Genomic DNA, 516 nt, shown 5'->3' with positions numbered 1-516 from the left:
AGGTTGTTGTAGGCATTGGTGTTTGGTACGGCATTTACACCAAACTCCGCATCCTGTGGTGTCTCGTGTACCGTTACCGTGATATCGGCAAGGGCATTCTCTATCGCCTGGATCGTGGCGGTAAGGTCAAAGGTTGCAAAACCGTCATTGTTGACATCACACTCGGCAATAGGGGCCGGTGGCGTGGCTATAGGTGCAGGGATAACGTGAAGCAGTACGCTTGCCGTGGTCCAGCAGCCTGTAGCGGCATTGGTGATCCTTGCATGGATCGTATTGTTGTCCGGTGAAGGGTATGGCGTTACCAGCGGGGTACCGCTTCCACTCTGGGCTTCAGGGCCTGTCTCATAGAATACTACCGTGTAGCCTGAGGCGCCTGCAGTAATCGCTGTGGCGATCTCATCAAGATGGAACCATGCATTGCCCGGTGTTTCCTCACACTCGGTCGCTTCAAAGTCCATAGGGTCTGTGCTTAATACCGGTAGCGGGTTCACAACTACATTGAAGGAAGCGATGCTA

At 53.5% G+C, this 516-nt stretch carries 1 protein-coding gene; it reads right to left on the bottom strand.

Annotation, left to right across the window (positions count from 1 at the left end):
* A partial coding sequence (locus tag ACFSR3_RS10855) for a hypothetical protein (protein ID WP_379820982.1) occupies positions 1 to 516 on the bottom strand: 516 nt, incomplete at both ends.

The sequence above is a fragment of the Flavobacterium suzhouense genome, from assembly GCF_042684765.1.
Lineage (GTDB): Bacteria > Bacteroidota > Bacteroidia > Flavobacteriales > Flavobacteriaceae > Flavobacterium > Flavobacterium suzhouense.
The sequence above is the reverse complement of the archived record's forward strand: the minus strand, read 5'-3'. Positions and strand labels throughout refer to the sequence as shown.